The following is a 16,033-nucleotide window of genomic DNA, read 5'->3' as shown; positions in this document are numbered from 1 at the left end:
ACTGGCGGTCCGGCGTTCCTGAAGAAAGTATTCCGTCACCGACTGGCCACTTCTCTACCCTGGGAGTCTGAAACCTTCCCGAGCGCAAACACGCCACACTTGAGAAGTGGCGCGTGACACCCTTTGAAGATCACTGTTTTCTGTTCGACCATGCGATCCCACAGGCCAGGGAACCGACCGGAGGAGTCACGGTGATCGGACGCGTCGTGGTGGGTGGGGGCGGTGGGGTGCGATGAGTTTCCGGTTCCGGGTTCTGGGGTTGTTGATGCTGGTCGCGATGGCGGCGACCGCCGCCACCGCCTGGCTGACGCTGCGGCAGGCGAACCGGCAGGTCCAGCGGACCGTCACCGCGAGTCAGCAGGAGGTCTCGCGGATCACCGGGGAGCTGCGCGCGTACGGCTTCGCGCACGGCACCTGGAAGGGGCTGTCGGCCACGGTGCGCGCGCTCGCGGAGGACACCGGCCAGCGGATCCGGGTGGTCACGGAGGCCGACGAGTTGCTGGCCGACTCCGACCGCCTCGCCGGGCGCGAGCCCCGGCCGCTGAGCGGTCAGCCCCCGGTCGCGGTCGACCCGCGCCCCGCCCTGCGGTTCCCCGGCGGCCAGGTGCCGCGCCTGTCCGTGAAGCAGACCGCGCGGGCGATCGCCGACTACCGCGCCACGGTGGCGTACGCGGCCTGCCTGACGCGGGCGGGCACCGGCGTCACGGCCCGGCCGGACGCCCTCGGCATCCCCCAGGTCAGCGCGGATGGACGGCGCTCGCCGTGCGGGAATCCCCCGCGAGAGTCCGCCCCGCCGACCCAGCGGGACCTCGACGCGCTGCGGCCGTGCGAGTCGGCGCGGCGGCTCACCGCCTGCCTGCAGCGGGTGTTCAACCAGCGGACCGGCTCCGCCGCCCCGCCGCGTCTGGAGGTCCACCTCGGCGTACGGAACGAGGCGCCGCCCACCCTGGCGGCCGCCCCCACCGTGCTCGCCGCGGGCGGCGTCGCCCTCGCGGCCATCCTGGGCGCCCTGGTCCTGAGCCGGGCCGTACTGCGCCCCGTACGCGCCATGACGCACGCCGCGCAGGGGCTGGGCGAGGGCGATCTGACCCGGCGCGTACCCGTTTCCGGGCGCGACGAGATCGCCCGGCTCGGGGGCACCTTCAACCGCATGGCGGACTCCGTCCAGGCCGCCGAGGAGCGCCAGCGGCGCCTCACCGGCGACATCGCGCACGAGCTGCGCACCCCGCTGGCCAATCTGCGCGGCTATCTGGAGGCCCTGCGCGACGGGGTCATCGAGCCGACCCCCGACCTGCTCGCCGCCCTGCACGAGGAGACCCTCCTCCAGCAGCGGATCGTGAACGACCTTCAGGACCTGGCCCTGGCGGAGGCGGGCGCGCTCACCTACCACCGCACCGAGGTCGACCTGCGCGAACTCCTGGAGGCCAGCCGCCAGGCCCACCGCGCCCGGGCGCGGGCGGCGGGCGTCACCCTCGCGGTGGAGGCGCCGGGGACGGCATACGTGGACGCCGATCCCGACCGGCTGCGCCAGGTCGTCGGCAACCTCGTCAGCAACGCGCTGCGGGCGACCGAACCGGGCGGCGCCGTGACCCTGGCACTCCTCCCGCCCGGCGAGACCGGTGAAGGCGACCAGCACGGCGAACGCGACCAGCACGGCGAACGCGGCGATCTGGCCGTCATCGAGGTCCGGGACACGGGCGCGGGGATACCCGCGGAGCACCTGCCGCACCTCTTCGACCGCTTCTGGCGGGCGGACGCCTCGCGGGGCCGGGCCACGGGCGGCAGCGGCCTGGGGCTCGCCATCGCCCGTCAGATCGTCGCCGACCACGGGGGACGATCGAGGTGCGCAGCGCGGTCGGGTCGGGCACGACGTTCACGGTGGGCCTGGTCGCCGCGCGCGGCGGTGGCGGCGCGTCAGGAGGGCGCTGAGCCCGAGCCGTCCGCGAGGCGGTAGCCGCGCCCGTACACCGTCTCCAGGCGTCGCGGCCGCTTTGGGTCCGCCTCCAGTTTGCGCCGCAGGTTCATCACGTGGGCGTCGACGGTCCGCTCCAGGACGTGCTGGTCGAAGCCGAAGACGCGCTCGATGATCTGTGCTCGGGTGAAGACCCGGCCGGGTTCGCGGGCGAGGACCTCCAGGAGGGCGAACTCCTTCGCGGTCAGCGCCACCGGCCGCCCCGCGACGCGGACCTCGAAGCGCGCCGTGTCCAGTTCCACCTCGCCGACCCGCAGCACCACGGGTTCCGCGGGGCCGCCGGACTTCTTCGACCGGCGCAGCAACGCCCTGACGCGCGCGGTCAGTTCGCGGGGGCTGTACGGCTTGGTGAGGTAGTCGTCGGCGCCGAGGTCGAGCCCGAGGAGCATGTCCTCCTCGGTGGTGCGCGCGGTGAGCAGCAGGATCGGGACGTCCGACTCGGCGCGCAGGATGCGGCACACGTCGAGTCCGTCGACCAGCGGCAGCATCACGTCGAGGACGATGAGGTCCGGTTTCGCCGAGCGGGCCCGTTCCAGTGCGGCGCGGCCGTCGGCCACGACCTGCACCACGTTTCCCTCCCGCTCCAGATAGATCCGGACGAGCCGGGACTGCATGGCGTCGTCTTCGGCGACCAGTATCCGCGCGGCCAACGATTCCCCCAGTGAGCCCCTGCCCGTTCCGGCACCGTAGTACAAGCGGAGGGGAACTCCCGGCGGTTTCGCCAGCAGTGCTCATTCGCGTACGTGAAGTGGTGGCCGGTGTTCCGCATCCGTACGCCTGGAGGGGGTGATTCCGCAGTCCGGCGTCACTCCGGCGGCGTCCCGGCGGCGCCCCGGCATCGTTCCGGCGTTCCCGGCCCCGCTCGTGGCCGGAAGCTGCCAACTCCTGGAGAGGGAAGCCCTGTTGCGTCAGGATCAGGGGTGCTCAGTGAGGTCCGCGCGGCACGGTCGCAGCCAGCACGGTCACGCCCATCACGGTCACTCCGGGGAGAATGATGAGACGTACGCAGGGTGTCGCTCGGGTTCTGCTGTCGGCGGCGGTGCTGGTGGCGGCGGTCGGTGTCGTGGGGCCCGGCGCGGTCGCCGCTGAGGCGGGGGCGTGCGCGTGGCAGCCGTCCGTGTTGCCGATGCCCGCTGGCGCGCTCGCCGGGGCGGTGGACGCGACGGACGGCAGCGGCGGTTACGCGGGCACGATCTCGTACGGCGCGGACTCCGCGAAGGGCGGCCGCGCCGTGCTGTGGAAGGACGGGAAGCTCACCGACTACGGCAACCTGGCCGACCCCGCGTACCAGAACTGGGTCGGCGTCCACGGCGTCAACGACGCCGGGACCGTCGTCGGCGCCGCCTACCAGGAGAGCACCGGCTTCCCCAGCGCCATCCGCTCGCGCGACGGCAGGCTGGAGCGCCTGCCCGAGCTGCCCGGCGCCTTCTCCTCCCGGGCCGAGGGCATCAACGACCGCGGGGACATCGTCGGCGCCGTGGACACGGAGGTCGACGGCGCGCCGTACTCCCACCCCGTCATCTGGCCCGCCGACAGGCCCGGCACGGTCGTCGAGCTGACCGGGCTGCCCGCCACGTCGGCCAGCGCCACCGGCATCGACCAGGACGGCACCGTGACGGTCGAGGCGACGTACGACGTCAAGCAGGAGCTGTACCTGTGGAAGGGCGGCTCGGCGCGTCGGCTGCCCCTGCCCGACGGGGCCCGTGACGTGATCCCGCGCGGCATCTCCAACGGCCGCGTCATCGCCCAGGTCGGCGTGGGCGCCGACGCGCGCAGCGTGCTGTGGGACCGCGACGGCCAGCCGCGCGTGGTGGAGCGCGCCGACGACATCCGCGGCATCAACCGCGACGGGCGGATCGTCGGCCGCACCGACGACCCGAGCCGCCGCCAGTTCGGCGTGTGGCAGGGCACGGCCCTCGCCTCCACTCTGGCCTGGAGCTCCAACCGCGGGCTTGAGCTGACCGTCTCCAGCGACGACGGCACCCTCGCGGGCCGCAGCTGGACCTTCCCCGGCGGCCGGGACGAGCCGACCGTCTGGGCCTGCCGCTGAGCAGCCGCCCCGAACGGCCACCCCGAGTGGCCGCCCCGAACCGAAGGCCGCGCCCTCATCCCCCTGGGCGCGGCCTTCCGGCCGTCTGACGGGCGGCCGTCTGACGGGCGGTGGTCCGGAGCGCCGGGACGATGCGCCAGTTCCGTTGGAAGACGAGGTTGTGCAGGTCGGCGGCGACGATGGCGCGGAGGGTGGGCAGGAGTTCGGCGGCCTGGTCGGCGGTGGCCACGTTGAGCGGCCACTCGGCGACGGTCGCGCCGCGCAGGTGGGGGTGGTGGAAACCGGCGCCGAAGTGGGCGTGCAGGGTGAGGCCGGGGATACCGGCGCGGCGCTGCTCGGGCCAGGTCAGCCGCCAGGCCGCGGAGGAGCCGCCGTGCTGGTCGCGGCGCGGGCCGGTGGCGTGGAGCGTGCCCGTGCCGAGCAGCAGGTGGGTGTCGTACTCGGCCAGGACCTGCCGGGCGGGCGCGTCGAGCAGGTCGACCGCCGCGGTGAACGCCCGCTGCTTGGCGGGCCGGTCGGCGTGCCCGGCGTGGGTGCCGTCGCGCAGGTCGGTGAAGTGGCGTACGAGGGCGTCGATCGGGGCGGGGGCGGGGGCCGTCATGGTCGGGGCTCTCCTTCGGTGGGGGCGGCGGCGCGGCGCAGGTGGGCGGCGAGGCGGGGCAGGAGCTGGCTGCCCGGCCGGAGCAGGTCGCCGTGGGCGGCGCCGGGCGGGTGGATCAGCTCCACGGGTACGGCGGCGTCGCGGAGCCGGACGGCGTAGCCGAGGACGTCGTCGGCCACGGGGTCGCGGCCGCCGACCGCCAACGCCGTCGGCGGCAGGCCCGCCAGGTCGGGGGCGTCGGCCGGGGTGGAGTACAGGGAAGTGCCGTCGGGGGTACGGGCCGTGCGGCCGGTGCCCTGCCACAGGCGCCAGGCCCGGCGGAGTTCCGCGGGGCGGGGGAAGGCGCGCGGGTCGCGGTGGTGGCTCGGGGCGGCGCAGTCCGGGTCGAGCGGCGGGTACGCGAGGAGTTGGGCGGCCAGCGGCCGGGGGCGCGCCCGCGGTGGAAGGCGCCGGTCCCGGTCGCGTACGGCGAGCGCGGCGACCGCGGCGAGGGTGCCTCCGGCGCTGTCGCCGCCGACGGCGACCGGCGTGCCGTCGGCGACCGGCGTGCCGTCGGCGGCAGCCTGGGCGCGGGCCCAGGCGAGGGCGGTGAGGACGTCCTCCAGCGCCGCCGGGTGGCGGTGGGCGGGGGCGAGCCGGTAGTCGACGCTCAGCACGCGCCAGCCCGACAGCGCGGCCAGGCGGTGGGTGACGGGGTGCCAGTCGGCGGCCGAGCCGCGCTGCCAGCTGCCGCCGTGCGCCCACACCAGCCAGCCGCCGGGGGCGGCGGGGCCGGGCGGGGTGTGGAGGCGGGCGCGGACGGGGGTCGGTCCGGGAACGGTCACGGTGGTCACGGCGACCGTGCCGGTGGGCGCGGCGGTCGGGGCTGCGGTCTGCGGGGCGGCGGCGGTCATCGCGGGGTTCCTCGGGGTCGGGGCGGGCGGGCCCCAGGTGATCGGGGCGCACGGACTACTCGGCGGCGCGTGGTGCGCGGGACGGGTCAGGCGCCCTGCGCGCCAGTGCCCTTGGCGCGCAGGAGCACCGTCGCGATGACGACCCCGAGCAGGACGAGCGCGGCGTTGACCGCGATGGCGACGGTGATGCCGTGGTGGATGGCGGACGCGCTCACCGCACCGGCCGTGCTCGCGGTGACCACGGCGGACATGATCGGCGTACCCATGGTGATGCCGATCTGCTGGGACATCGAGGCGAGGCCGGTGGCGAGGCCCTGCTCCTCGTCGGGGAGCCCGCTGGTGGCGGTGACCATGAAGCCGACGATGACCAGCATGTTGCCGACGCCGCCGAAGAAGGTCGCGGGCAGCAGCAGGGCCATGGCCGCGCCGGTGGTCGTCCCCAGGAGGAGGAGGGCGGCGGTGAAGACGGTCTGGACGACACCGCCCGCGATCAGGGCGGTGCGGGTGGAGGTCCGGGCGATGACCCTGGGGGCGATCAGTCCGCCGACGACGGTGCCGACGCCGAGGACGCCGAAGGAGACACCGGCGGTCAGCGGGGAGAAGCCGAGGGTCTTCTGGAGGTAGAGGGTGAGGAGGTACACCAGGGAGGTCTCGGTGATGAAGGCGAGCGCGCCCAGCGCGTTGCCCCAGGCCACGGTGCGGCGGCCGAGCGTCCGCAGCGGGACGAGGGGCTCGGCGACCCTGCGCTCGATCAGGAGGAACGCGGCCAGGAGGACGGCACCGGCGACGAGTCCGGCCAGGGCGTGGCCGCTGGTCCAGCCGTGCTCACCGGCCTGGGTGAGGCCGTAGACCAGGCCGAGCAGGCCGAGGGTGACGGTGAGCGCGCCGGGCAGGTCGAGCTTCGGGCGTACGGCGGGCCGGGACTCCTTGATCACGGCCGGGGCGACGAGGACGACGGCCAGCGCGACGGGCACGTTGACGAAGAACGCCCAGCGCCAGGAGAGCAGGTCGGTCAGGACGCCGCCGAGGATCGCGCCAGCGGTGAACCCGGCGGACATCAGGGCGCCGTTGATGCCGAGCGCCTTCTGCCGCAGCGGTCCTTCGGGGAACGACGTGGTGAGCAGGGCGAGTCCGGCCGGGGTGGCGGCGGCGGTGGCCAGGCCTTGGGCGACGCGGGCGGCCAGCAGCACCTCCGGGGTGGTGGCGAGCCCGCCGACCAGGGAGGAGATCCCAAGGAGCGCGAGGCTGCCGATGAAGATCCTCTTACGGCCGATCAGGTCGCCGATCCGGCCGAAGAAGAGGGTGAACCCGGCGGCCGTCAGCGCGAAGGACGTCGCGATCCACTGCAGGTCGGACAGGGCGAAGCCGAGTCCGTCGCCGATGGCGGGGAGCGCCACGTTCAGGATCGAGAAGTCGACGGCCAGCATGAACTGGGCGACCAGGAGCACGGCCAGGACGAGCTTCAGCCGTCCGGTGAGGCGGGGGGCCGGGGCCGGGGCGGGCCGCTGCGGGTCGGTGGGCGGGGCGGGCCGCCGGTGCGGCCGCGCCGTGGCGCTCTTGGGCTCGGCGCCGGACTCCGGGCGCACGTTGGTCGTGGACATGACAGATACATCCTTTCGCAACCGCCGTTCGCCGACGCGCGGCGGGATGAGCGGGAGGAGTAGAGGGGTGAGAGGAGGGGGGGCGGGAGGAGGGGCGGGAGGAGGAAGGGGAGGGGGCGGGAGGCAAGGCGGAATGACCCCGGAGGTCCAGAGCCCCCCGCTAACGGGTTTGCAGTTCCGTTACGGCCATGAAGGTAGCACCCGAGTCACGTAATGGGAACCCGAGTACCGGTAAGCTGGCCGTGGCACCGCGAGGAGCCCCCGGAAGGAGCCCAGATGCCCACGCCCCCCGCCTCCCCGACCGCGGGCAAGCGCACCGCCCCGACCACCCCGGCGGCCCCCGAGGACCCAGCGGCCCCGGCAGCCCCGACCACCCCTGTGACCCCGGCGGCCCCGACCGCCCCCGCGGCCCCGACCGCCCCCGCCGGAACCATCCGCCCCGGCGGACGCACCGCCCGCGTCCGCGAAGCCGTCCTCAAGGCGGCTGGCGACACCCTCGCCACCGAGGGCTTCGCCGCCCTCGACCTGGCCGAGATCGCCCGCCGCGCCGACGTCGGCAAGACCACCGTCTACCGCCGCTGGGGCACCCCGGGAGCGCTGGCCGCCGACCTCCTCGCCGACATGGCCGCCACGTCCCTGCCCCGCGCCGACACCGGCACCCTCGACGGCGACCTCACCGCGAACGCCCGCCTCGTCGTGAAGACCCTCACCGACCCCCGCCAGGGCCCCCTCTTCAAGGCCCTGATCGCCGCCTCCCTCTGCGACGGTCAGGCCGCCGAGGCACTGCACCGCTTCTACGACGTCCGCATCGCCGAATGGTCCGGCTGTGTCACCGACGCGGTCGCCCGCGGTGAACTCCCCGCCGGTACCGACCCCCACGCGGTCATCGCCGCCGTCTCCGCCCCCCTCTACTACGCCCTCCTCAACACCGGCCGCCCCCTGACCGCGCGGGACGCGGACAGCGCCGCCAAGGCCGCCGCCCTGGCGGCCCGCGCCGGAACCTGGAGCACCGCCCCGTCGGCCTGAACCGAGGCGCCGGGGTGTGCCCGGCCGGTCAGGAGGCCCGGAACGTCCGCCGGTAGGCGCCCGGGGTCGTGCCGGTCGCGGCGCGGAAGCGGCGGCGGAGGTTGACCGCGGAGGACAGGCCGACGCGGGTGGCGATCGCGTCGACCGGGAGTTCCGTCCGCTCCAGCAGGGCGCGGGCCGCGGCCACGCGGCGGGAGAGCAGCCACGCGCCGGGGCTGGTGTGCAGCTGGTCGGCGAAGCGCCGGGCCAGGGTGCGGGGCGAGACGCCGAGGTGGGCGGCCAGGTCGGCCACCGACAGCGGTGTCCCGAGGCGTTCGTCGGCCCAGGCGAGCAGCCCGTCGAGCGCGTCGCCCGGCGGCGGGGGCGGCGCTTGGGCGGTCTCGTGGCGCGGCGGCAGCACCATGTGCCGCCTGAGGTCGGCGGCGTACGCCGTCCCGTGGTCCTCGCGTACGAGGTGCAGGCACAGGTCGAATCCCGCGCCCGCGCCCGCGCTGGTGGCGACGTCGCCGTGGTCCACGTAGAGCCGGTCCGGTTCCACGCGTATCCGGGGAACTCGCGGCGCAGTTGCTCGGCGCGCGCCCAGTGCGTGGTGGCCGTGCGGCCGTCCAGGAGTCCGGTGCGGGCGAGGGCGAAGACCCCGGAGCAGATCGTGACCAGCCGGGCTCCCCGGGCGTGGGCCCGCAGCAGGGCCCGGCGGACGGGGTCGGTCAGCGGTTCCTCCACCGGGAGCCAGCCGGGGATGATCACGGTGTCGGCGGTGTCCAGCGCCTCCAGGCCCCGGGGCACGGTCATCGCGTAGCCGCCCGTGGTCGGCACGGGGCCGGGCCGCTCCGTGCACGCCTCGAACGCGTAGCGCCGCGGCACCCCGGGCCGCTCCGTACCGAACACCTCGACGGCACAGCCCAGTTCGAAGACCGACTGCACCGGCCGTACCAGAGCCACCACGCGATGCATGGCAGAAAAGTACCCCAGGGTGTCATCACGGTCTCTGTCGGCCGCCGCCCGCGCACGGCACCGTTGCGGGCATGCACACCGAGATCCTCGCGCAGGAGGGCTACACCTCCGTCTCCGTCGACGAGTCCCCGGCCACCGAGCTGTTCCCCGGAATCCGCCTGCGCCGCCTGTGGCGCGGACCGTCCGGCGCGCACGCCCACGTCCTGGAGATGGACCCGGGCACCTCCTGGCCGCGCCGCGACGTCCACGAGCCCGGCCCGGAGGAGGTCTACGTGGTCGCGGGCACCTTCAACGACGGCGCCCGCGACTACCCCCGGGCACGTTCCTCCACGCCCCGGCCGGTTCCTGGCACATCCCCTCGACAACCACCGGCTGCACGCTGTTCGTCTTCTACCCCGAGGGCTAGGCGCGGCGCCCGCCGTCGACTGAAGGCGTCCCTCTCAGCGCAGTACCGAGAGGGGCCTTCTGTCATTTCCCCGGTCAACGAGAGCAGACGAGGATGCCGCCGAGACAAGTAATCGTGAAAGCTCCGTGCCGGGCGATGTGGTCTGTGACGATCGTGTGGGCCCTCGCGATCGTCTCGTCGAACGGCACTTCGTGCTGACTGGCCCAGGCGCGATATGAGGCCATGTGGGCGATCACGGGATCGGGTGTGGTCACGGCGATGGTGCCGAGTAGCGGGATCGTTTCGACCTTGGAGAATACCGCGCCAAGCATGTCGGGAGCCTTCTCCAACGAGAACCGTGCGCTCAGGGAGATCCGCGAAGGGCCCTTCTCGACTCCGAGTACGTCACCGGCGGCCTGTACCCACAGCTGGTCCAGCTCGGCTTTGTCCCGCTCACTATTGGTCGAGGCGACCACGATGCCCGGCTCAGTCAGCACTCGCCCCAGCTCCGCGCCCGCCGCCGGGATGTTCTCAACGTGGTAGAGCATGTGGAGCGCAAGCGCCGCGCCGAGGCTCGCTGTCCGTAGGGGCAGGCGTGCGGCATCAGCGACTGCAACGGGACGAGGCACGCCGTCGAGGATGCCGGGCGATACATCGAGGCCAAGAAGGCGCAGGTCAGGCCGATCCCGCATGAGGCGCTTGATGAACTTGCCGTTGCCGCAGCCGATATCGGCGACGCTGCCGCGCACGGAGTGGAGTTGCTCGGCGACGAGTGCCGGGAGATCGTAGCTCGGAGTCTGCCAGCGATAGAGCGACTGACGGGCGGCGAGGTCGCGCTCGGTCCTGTACGCGCTGCCCGCGAGAATGGCCCGATCTGTCATGGCGGGGTCGTGCGGGACAGGGTCAGTCACGTCGGCTCCGAGGGGTTGATGGAAGGCAGGGCCATCGGTCTCGCGGTCGTCATGATGCGTTCGCACAATTGAGCAACCTGCGACGATCCACGGTACTGCGCTGTTCCGAGTTCACCCGCGAGCTTCCCCAGCCGCTTCACGATGCTGGCCGAGAGCTGATCGACGGGCCCGCGCAGCACCACCACCTCAGGCCGCTTCATGCCTGCCCGCGATGCCGCCCGCACCTACCCCACGCCCCAGCGCCCGCAACGCGCCCCCGAAACCGAACCAGACCGTCACCTACGGCGGCGACCCGGAGCTGTGGAAGCAGGCCGAAGCCGCCTTGAACTGGTGGAACACTCACCACCGCCCCACCCACGACCAGTTCGGATACGTCCGCGAGGCAGACGGCGGTGCCTTCGTCTGGCACGTTCCCGACGGAACCCGCTGGCACCTCGCCGCCCGCTGAACCGTCGGGGGCGGCGTTCGGTGGAGACGTCGCGCTCGTGCGCCGCTATCTGCGGGGCCGCTCACAGCGCCGAGTGGGTCAGCCAGTGGGCGAAGAGGGTCTCGTCGCCCTCGGTCTTCGCGTGGTGGGTGGGGAGGCGGCGGGTGAGGATCAGGAGGAGGTCCTGGGCCGGGGCGGTCACGGTGACGTCCGCGTCGGCCGTGCCGGGGTGCCAGGTCACGCCGGTCGGGGTGCGGGTGATGGTCCAGGCGGGGAGGGCGGGCTCCGTGGGGCGCAGGGTGAGGGTGCCGGTGCCGTGGAGGGCCGCGAGGGCGGGCTTGAGGGTCGTGGCGGCCGGGGCGGACAGCAGTTCCAGGAGCTGGGTGACCGCGTCGGCGGCCAGGTCGGGTTCGATGGCGTACGGGGCTTTGGTCAGCAGGGCGGCGTCGACGGTGTGGACCGTGGCGTCGTGGGTGGCCTGGCGGAGCCAGAAGGACGCCGGGCCCGGTCCGGTGAGGGTCCACACCGGGGTGTCGGCGCCCACCTCCCGTACGGCGACGGCGAGTTCGACCGCGCCCGCGTGCAGCCAGGCCCGCCAGTCCCTCGGCGGCGTCTCGTCGCGGGGGTCGGGGACGCCGTCGGGGGCGCCGCCGCGGACGATGGCCGCCATCCAGCGCGGCGCCTGCCCGAGGTGGCCGACCAGGACGCGCAGCGGCCACTCGGGGCAGGTCGGGACGTGGGCGTCCCAGTCGGCGCCGTCCACGAGGTCCGCGAACGCCGTGGTCGTGTGCAGCAGGGCCGAGGCCAGTCGGCCGGTCTGTGGCTGTGTCATGCGGCGTACCGTAGGAGCTCCACCGGGGTGGAGGTTCAAGTGCGCGAGGAGACCCTGTCCATCGGCGAGTTGGCGCGGCGGACGGGGGTGCCGGTGCGCACGGTCCGCTTCTACTGCGACGAGGGGTTCGTGGAGTCCGTACGCAGCGGGGGCGGGCACCGGCGGTTCGGGCCCGAGGCCGTGGACCGGCTGACGCTGCTGCGGCGGCTGCGGGCGCTGGGCCTCGGGCTCGCGGCGATCGAGTCGGTGCTGGGCGGGCAGCGGTCCGTCGCCGAGGCCGCCGCCCGTGAACGCGCCCGCGTCGAGGGCGAGTTGGCGGCGCTGGCGTGGCGCAGGGCCTCGCTGAGCGCGGTGGAGCGGGCCGCGCCCGCCGAGCGCGCGGCGCGCCTGGAGCTGCTGGCGGCCGTGGGCGACGGGCGGGCCGCGCGGGACGCCCTGGAGTCGTTCTGGAGCCGCCTGGTCCTGCCGTCCCTGCCGGGCCGCGACGCCGACATGGTGATCTCCGTGAGCGTGCCCGCGCCACCGGAGGACCCCACTCCCGAGCAGGTCGTCGCGTACGCCGCGCTGGTCGCGATCGTCGGTGACGAGCGGCTGCGGCGCCTGGTGCGGGCGCGGTCGCGCGACCGGTCCGCGTCCGTCGCCTACCAACGCGCCCTGGTGGCGGACGGCTTCGGTGTCGCGCTCAAGCTGGCGCTGCCCCGTGTGCGGGCGGGCGAGCGGCCGGGGCCCGGGCCGCTGCTCGACCGGTTCGTCGCGGTGCACGCGGCGGCCCGCGGCACCGGCGACAGCCCGGTGTTCCGGCGCGAGCTGCTGCGCGCGGCCGCCGCCGACCGCGCGCCGGGGCTGCGCCGCTACTGGCGGCTCGTCGGTGACGTCACGGGCGAGGACGTCACGCTCGGCGAGGGCCACGCGTGGCTGCTGGACGCCCTGGACCGGGCGGTGGCGTAGGCGGCGCGCGCTTACCTCCGAGGTCATCGACGCCCGCGCTCCCCCGGTGCCAGGATCTCGGCGTACGGAGCCCGATCGCGGCCCGGTCACCCCGGATGTCTGGAGGACGCCATGCCCGCCTACGTCATAGCCAACCTGAAGGACGCCGCCCCGCACCCGGACATCGCCGACTACATCGAGCGGCTGCCCGGCACCTTCGCGCCGTACGGCGGGCGCTACCTGGTGCACATGAAGGAGCACGAGGTGAAGGAGGGCAGCTGGTCCGGGCACGTGGTGATGATCGGCTTCCCGGGGCTCGCCGAGGCCCGCGCGTGGTGGGACTCCCCCGCCTACCGGGCGATCGCGCCGCTGCGTTCGCGGCACATCGAGGGCGACATCATCCTGATCGAGGGGGTGGAGGAGGGGTACGAGCCGACGGCGGCGGTGGCCGCACTGCGGGCGGCGGCGACGGCTGGGGCCGAGGGGGACGCCGGGTAGTTCGCTCCCGTAAAGTTCCTCGGTGGATCAGGTGGTGGCCGGGCGGGGCTAGGGGGCTTGCGTGGAGGGGATCTCGGGGACCGGCGGGGCCGTCGGGGCGACGGCCGGGGCGGCCGGGGCAGTCGGGGGTGGGGAGGGCGGGCAGGCGCGGCCTCGGGTGCTCAACTCCCTGCTGTGGGCCCTGCTCGTACCGCTGCTGACCGTTGCCGGTACGTTCCTCGGCCTGTACGCCGGGGTCTGGCTCAGCGTGGTCGTCATCATGGGCGCGGCGGCCACCGCCGGGATCGTGGCCGGTGGCGTCTGGCACCGCGCGGGGGCGGCGCTGCTGGCGGTCGCGGCGGTGATGGGGCTGGGGTTCTTCTCGGGGCCGACGCTGCACGAGGCGTATCTGAAGCGGTTCGGGGACCGGGTGGACGCGCTGGTCGTCGACACGGCCGAGCGTGAGCGGGTGCGGGGCGGCGACCGGGACGTGTGCCGGGTGGTCGACACCTCGGGCGAGGTGCGGGACCTGGGTGAACGGCACAACTGCTACGGGCAGTTCGAGCCGAGGCAGCACGTGGTCCTGTTCAAGGATCCGGGCGGTGGTCTGGATCCGTGGATCGAGGCGAGCGGGGACCGGGGGCTCGACGTGGTCAGTCTGTCGTGGACCGGTGGGCTGTTCGCGGGTGCGGTCGGGGCGCTGGCGTACGGCGGGGTGCGGCGGCGTTCGGACGCGGAGAGGGAGGCGGTGAAGCGGCGGGCGTACGCGCGGGCGCGGGGTGTGCGGGGCTGACGCGTGCGGTGGGTCCGGGGCCCGGTGGTGGCAGCTTGCAGTCAGGGGCGTGGGGGTGGTTCCCGGGGGTGGGCGGGGGCGGTTGCCTGTTGTTGACAAAACGTAGCCCTGTGTCCACCTTCTCTGCCTACAGTCGGCCAGCAACTCGGTGAGAGAAAGGGATCGCTGGCATGACGAATCGCAAGCTGGGGCGCATGGGTGTCGTCGCCGCTGTGGTGACGGTGACGACGGGTCTGGCCGGTACGGCCAGTGCCTCCGCCCCCGCGGCTCCGCAGTCGGTGGCTCCGGCCGCCGCTGCCGCCTCGGTCGACTACGACGTCTGGGCGAAGGACGCGAAGGCGGCCGTCGACAAGGGCACGGCGTACGTCAAGGAGCGTGCGGCGAAGGCCAAGGAGGAGAAGCAGGCGATCGTCCTCGACATCGACAACACGTCGCTGGAGACGCACTTCCACCCGCTGCCCCCGACTCCCGCCGTGAAGCCGGTCCTCGACCTGGTGAAGTACGCGGACGCGCAGGGCGTGGACGTCTTCTTCGTGACCGCGCGGCCCGGGATCATCAACCCCGTCACCAAGTACAACCTGAAGGAGGTCGGCTACCCGGTCGACGGCCTGTACGAGCGGGGCATCGGTGACCTGTTCGGCTCGGTCGGCGAGTACAAGGCCGCCAAGCGCGCGGAGATCGAGGCCAAGGGCTACAAGATCATAGCCAACGTGGGCAACAACGACCACGACTTCGCGGGCGGTCACGCCGAGAGCACCATCAAGCTGCCGGACTACGACGGCCAGCTCTCCTAGTCCTTCCCAGGCCCTCCTGGTTCCGCCTCGCCCCTCTTCCCCTGTTCCACGGGGCGTGCAGGCCCCCGGCGCCCGGTGTCCGAGTGACACCGGGCGCCGGGGGTTTTCGTATGTGTACGAGGCGGGCGCGGCGGGTGGTCGAGAGGCGCTCAAGGACGCGTCCAGGGCCACCGGAAAGGAACCAGAAAGGAACCAGAAAGGAACTGGAAAAGCGCCGAAACCGTCTTTGAATTCCAACACAGAAACACCGTACACCGCGTGGAGAAAACTCCAATCGGGATCGGAGAGCGCTCAAGTTCGCGGGCAAAGCTTTTGACTGGCCGACAGCGGCCAGGTAGCTTCGATTGAGTCAGTCGAATTTATGTGCTACGCCAGGTTCCGGGAGGGCGGGGATCGCGTCCGCGGCTGCATGAGGACGAGCTCATCTCGTACGGGATCGCTTTTTCAGGGGAGGAAAGCGTCAGTCATGCCCACCATTGATTCCATCGAGTCCATCAAGTCCGTTGGTTCCGTTGCTTCCATCGAGCCCATGGAGTCCGTCGATTCCGTCGGTTCCGTCGTGCCGGTGGTCGACGTCATAAGACCCGGGGCCCCGGTGGTGCCCCCGTCCAACGACGAGGTGGAGCGGATCCTGTTGCAGGCCCGCTCTCTGGTCGAGACGGCCGTGTCGAAGCACCGCAGCGACGTGGACCAGCGGTCGGTGTCGTCGCTCGACGCCACGGACGCGGCGCTGAGCGCGACGGCGGAGCAGCTGGTCGACGGGGCGCGTTCGTGTGCGCTCGTGGTGCTGCCGGAGGACGGTGACCCGGAGGTGTTCGGGCCGCTCCTGGTGCATCTGGGCAAGGTGGCCGCCCGCGGGGTCGCCGTGCGGGTGCTGGCGACGGCGCGGCTCCTGGAGAGCGGGGAGCTGCTGCGGGACCTGGACAAGTTCGCCCGGCGCGTGGAGGTGCGCCTGGTGGAGGCGCCGCTTCAGGAGATGGTGCTCGTCGACGACACCGCGGCGCTGGTGCGCACGCGCGGGGACGCGACGGGGCGGCAGGCGCTCGTGGTGCGGGCGCCGGTGCTGCTGCGCCATCTGCGGATGTTCTTCGCCGCTTCGTGGCCGCGCAGCGTCGCGCTCGCGGATTACCGCAAGCTCAGCGACAGGTCGCGCAATGGAATGGCCCGGCGCATTCTGGTGGCGCTCAGCTCGGGCCGTACCGATGAGGCCGCGGCACGGGAACTGGGTATGTCCGTGCGGACCTACCGCCGTAATGTAGCAGAAATAGCACGAGAGTTGGGAGCGAACTCCCGGTTCCAGGCCGGGGTGCGGGCGGTTGAATTGGGCTTGTTGTCGCCCGTGAACCGGTCCCGTGAACTGAGTGAATCCCGCGCGTGACCAGCGGGACAA

At 73.4% G+C, this 16,033-nt stretch carries 16 protein-coding genes and 2 pseudogenes; 10 read left to right on the top strand and 8 right to left on the bottom strand.

Features of this window, described 5'->3' with window-relative positions; all coding sequences use genetic code 11:
* Nucleotides 1-277 precede the first annotated feature (277 nt).
* Entirely contained in the window at nt 278-1,954 is a 1,677-nt protein-coding gene (locus ACOBQU_RS40255) for a sensor histidine kinase (protein WP_423635535.1), read from the top strand.
* Here the strand turns inward: ACOBQU_RS40255 and ACOBQU_RS40250 are convergent.
* A complete protein-coding gene (locus ACOBQU_RS40250) occupies nt 1,915-2,622 on the bottom strand; it encodes a response regulator transcription factor (RefSeq protein ID WP_423635533.1) in 708 nt (235 codons plus the stop codon). The two genes, ACOBQU_RS40255 and ACOBQU_RS40250, sit on opposite strands and share 40 nt — an antisense overlap.
* Nucleotides 2,623-2,963: 341 nt before the next feature.
* On the opposite strand from ACOBQU_RS40250, the gene ACOBQU_RS40245 reads away from it, so the two are divergent.
* Nucleotides 2,964-4,022 (top strand): hypothetical protein, encoded by a 1,059-nt coding sequence (locus ACOBQU_RS40245; RefSeq protein WP_423635531.1) that lies wholly within the window; start codon nt 2,964-2,966, stop codon nt 4,020-4,022.
* A gap of 55 nt (nt 4,023-4,077) precedes the next feature.
* On the opposite strand, the gene ACOBQU_RS40240 is transcribed toward ACOBQU_RS40245, so the two are convergent.
* From ACOBQU_RS40240 to ACOBQU_RS40230, 3 genes are all read right to left on the bottom strand, one after another.
* Complete coding sequence (locus ACOBQU_RS40240) at nt 4,078-4,623, bottom strand: hypothetical protein (RefSeq protein WP_423635529.1); 546 nt, start codon at nt 4,621-4,623, stop codon at nt 4,078-4,080.
* Nucleotides 4,620-5,516 carry an alpha/beta hydrolase gene (locus ACOBQU_RS40235; protein ID WP_423635527.1) on the bottom strand — a complete coding sequence of 299 codons (897 nt, stop codon included), beginning with the start codon at nt 5,514-5,516 and terminating at the stop codon, nt 4,620-4,622. Before ACOBQU_RS40235 ends, ACOBQU_RS40240 begins: the two co-directional genes overlap by 4 nt.
* 86 nt (nt 5,517-5,602) lie before the next feature.
* A complete protein-coding gene (locus tag ACOBQU_RS40230; protein ID WP_423635525.1) occupies nt 5,603-7,117 on the bottom strand; it encodes an MFS transporter in 1,515 nt (504 codons plus the stop codon).
* A 276-nt stretch (nt 7,118-7,393) separates the two neighbouring features.
* Here ACOBQU_RS40230 and ACOBQU_RS40225 point away from each other — a divergent pair, with 276 nt between their 5' ends.
* Nucleotides 7,394-8,143 (top strand): TetR/AcrR family transcriptional regulator, encoded by a 750-nt coding sequence (locus ACOBQU_RS40225; protein ID WP_423635523.1) that lies wholly within the window; start codon nt 7,394-7,396, stop codon nt 8,141-8,143.
* Nucleotides 8,144-8,171: 28 nt separating this feature from the next.
* Here ACOBQU_RS40225 and ACOBQU_RS40220 read toward each other — a convergent pair.
* Nucleotides 8,172-9,097: pseudogene (locus ACOBQU_RS40220) on the bottom strand (GlxA family transcriptional regulator).
* Nucleotides 9,098-9,168: 71 nt separating this feature from the next.
* Between ACOBQU_RS40220 and ACOBQU_RS40215 the strand changes: the two are divergent.
* A pseudogene (locus tag ACOBQU_RS40215) lies at nt 9,169-9,503 on the top strand (cupin domain-containing protein).
* A 74-nt stretch (nt 9,504-9,577) separates the two neighbouring features.
* Here the strand turns inward: ACOBQU_RS40215 and ACOBQU_RS40210 are convergent.
* Entirely contained in the window at nt 9,578-10,393 is an 816-nt protein-coding gene (locus tag ACOBQU_RS40210; protein ID WP_423635521.1) for a class I SAM-dependent methyltransferase, read from the bottom strand.
* Nucleotides 10,390-10,578, bottom strand: coding sequence for a hypothetical protein (locus tag ACOBQU_RS40205; protein ID WP_423635519.1), 189 nt, complete (start codon nt 10,576-10,578; stop codon nt 10,390-10,392). The genes ACOBQU_RS40210 and ACOBQU_RS40205 overlap by 4 nt, the downstream gene beginning before the upstream one ends.
* A gap of 26 nt (nt 10,579-10,604) precedes the next feature.
* Here ACOBQU_RS40205 and ACOBQU_RS40200 point away from each other — a divergent pair, with 26 nt between their 5' ends.
* Nucleotides 10,605-10,841 (top strand): hypothetical protein, encoded by a 237-nt coding sequence (locus tag ACOBQU_RS40200; RefSeq protein WP_423635517.1) that lies wholly within the window; start codon nt 10,605-10,607, stop codon nt 10,839-10,841.
* 61 nt (nt 10,842-10,902) lie between these two features.
* Here the strand turns inward: ACOBQU_RS40200 and ACOBQU_RS40195 are convergent, their stop codons facing one another.
* The gene (locus ACOBQU_RS40195; protein ID WP_423635515.1) at nt 10,903-11,652 is read right to left on the bottom strand and encodes a maleylpyruvate isomerase family mycothiol-dependent enzyme; all 750 of its coding nucleotides are present in this window, start codon (nt 11,650-11,652) and stop codon (nt 10,903-10,905) included.
* A 39-nt stretch (nt 11,653-11,691) separates the two neighbouring features.
* On the opposite strand from ACOBQU_RS40195, the gene ACOBQU_RS40190 reads away from it, so the two are divergent.
* From ACOBQU_RS40190 to ACOBQU_RS40170, 5 genes are all read left to right on the top strand, one after another.
* Nucleotides 11,692-12,600 (top strand): MerR family transcriptional regulator, encoded by a 909-nt coding sequence (locus ACOBQU_RS40190; RefSeq protein ID WP_423635513.1) that lies wholly within the window; start codon nt 11,692-11,694, stop codon nt 12,598-12,600.
* 111 nt (nt 12,601-12,711) lie between these two features.
* Nucleotides 12,712-13,077, top strand: coding sequence for a DUF1330 domain-containing protein (locus ACOBQU_RS40185; protein WP_423635511.1), 366 nt, complete (start codon nt 12,712-12,714; stop codon nt 13,075-13,077).
* A 157-nt stretch (nt 13,078-13,234) separates the two neighbouring features.
* The gene (locus ACOBQU_RS40180; RefSeq protein ID WP_423635509.1) at nt 13,235-13,849 is read left to right on the top strand and encodes a hypothetical protein; all 615 of its coding nucleotides are present in this window, start codon (nt 13,235-13,237) and stop codon (nt 13,847-13,849) included.
* 170 nt (nt 13,850-14,019) lie between these two features.
* Entirely contained in the window at nt 14,020-14,643 is a 624-nt protein-coding gene (locus tag ACOBQU_RS40175) for an HAD family acid phosphatase (protein WP_423635507.1), read from the top strand.
* A gap of 466 nt (nt 14,644-15,109) precedes the next feature.
* Nucleotides 15,110-16,021 (top strand): TrmB family transcriptional regulator sugar-binding domain-containing protein, encoded by a 912-nt coding sequence (locus tag ACOBQU_RS40170; protein WP_423635505.1) that lies wholly within the window; start codon nt 15,110-15,112, stop codon nt 16,019-16,021.
* The last annotated feature ends 12 nt before the right edge of the window (nt 16,022-16,033 follow it).

Source organism: Streptomyces sp. G45 (genome assembly GCF_049542095.1).
Taxonomy (GTDB): domain Bacteria; phylum Actinomycetota; class Actinomycetes; order Streptomycetales; family Streptomycetaceae; genus Streptomyces.
This window is presented reverse-complemented; position numbering and strand designations above follow the sequence as displayed.

What these genes read in the sequence shown, in the direction of transcription:
- ACOBQU_RS40255 (WP_423635535.1), top strand. Translation starts at nt 278, where the DNA reads ATGGCGGCGACCGCCGCCACCGCCTGGCTGACGCTGCGGCAGGCGAAC.
- ACOBQU_RS40245 (WP_423635531.1), top strand. Translation starts at nt 2,964, where the DNA reads ATGATGAGACGTACGCAGGGTGTCGCTCGGGTTCTGCTGTCGGCGGCG.
- ACOBQU_RS40240 (WP_423635529.1), bottom strand. Translation starts at nt 4,623, where the DNA reads ATGACGGCCCCCGCCCCCGCCCCGATCGACGCCCTCGTACGCCACTTC.
- ACOBQU_RS40235 (WP_423635527.1), bottom strand. Translation starts at nt 5,516, where the DNA reads ATGACCGCCGCCGCCCCGCAGACCGCAGCCCCGACCGCCGCGCCCACC.
- ACOBQU_RS40230 (WP_423635525.1), bottom strand. Translation starts at nt 7,117, where the DNA reads ATGTCCACGACCAACGTGCGCCCGGAGTCCGGCGCCGAGCCCAAGAGC.
- ACOBQU_RS40225 (WP_423635523.1), top strand. Translation starts at nt 7,394, where the DNA reads ATGCCCACGCCCCCCGCCTCCCCGACCGCGGGCAAGCGCACCGCCCCG.
- ACOBQU_RS40200 (WP_423635517.1), top strand. Translation starts at nt 10,605, where the DNA reads ATGCCGCCCGCACCTACCCCACGCCCCAGCGCCCGCAACGCGCCCCCG.
- ACOBQU_RS40195 (WP_423635515.1), bottom strand. Translation starts at nt 11,652, where the DNA reads ATGACACAGCCACAGACCGGCCGACTGGCCTCGGCCCTGCTGCACACG.
- ACOBQU_RS40185 (WP_423635511.1), top strand. Translation starts at nt 12,712, where the DNA reads ATGCCCGCCTACGTCATAGCCAACCTGAAGGACGCCGCCCCGCACCCG.
- ACOBQU_RS40175 (WP_423635507.1), top strand. Translation starts at nt 14,020, where the DNA reads ATGACGAATCGCAAGCTGGGGCGCATGGGTGTCGTCGCCGCTGTGGTG.
- ACOBQU_RS40170 (WP_423635505.1), top strand. Translation starts at nt 15,110, where the DNA reads ATGCCCACCATTGATTCCATCGAGTCCATCAAGTCCGTTGGTTCCGTT.